The sequence below is a fragment of the Vibrio sp. Vb1574 genome, assembly GCF_033338675.1.
In genome coordinates, this window is sequence record NZ_JAWOTC010000267.1 from 1 (window position 1) to 618 (window position 618).

The 618-nt window shown below is 46.0% G+C and carries 1 protein-coding gene; it reads left to right on the top strand.

The features are described from left to right. Positions 1 to 618: histidine kinase (locus R7O12_RS25405; protein WP_318126835.1), on the top strand; the 618-nt coding region annotated here is incomplete at both ends.

Consider the following 618-nt stretch of genomic DNA (forward strand, 5'->3'; position numbering starts at 1 on the left):
CGCAAGCTGCAACATGCGAATCAGTCTTTAGAAGTGCTTTATGATTCGTCAAAAGAGCTCACTGCATCGCGCATTAATCAGGATAATTTCCAGGCGATTTTGAAGCACATTGCGAGCTTAGAAGGCATTAAAGCGGTAAAGCTTGAAATCGAACAGTTGGGAGAGCCTAATTGGATCCTTACGGAAGGGGAAGAGTGCTGCCATGATTGTGATGATGAATGTCATGCAGAACCTTTAACGTTAGATGGCGAACATCTCGGTTCTTTGTATTGGAAGGCAGGCTTACCGTGCCCGAACGAGACGCTAATTGACAACTTTGTACAAATTCTCTCGCGAGCGGTGTATTACAATCGCGCACAGCGTCAAGCAGAGCAAATTTTGTTGATGGAAGAGCGCGCGACCATTGCTCGAGAACTTCACGACTCTTTGGCTCAAGCGTTATCCTATTTGAAAATTCAGGTCGCTTTATTAAAGAGAAGCGTGAAAAATCTTCCTGACGAAAAGGCCATCGCTCAAGCCAATCAAGTGATTGCAGAGCTGGATACGGGCTTGTCGGCTGCTTATACCCAGTTACGTGAGCTGTTAACGACATTCCGTCTGACGATCAAAGAAGGCAGT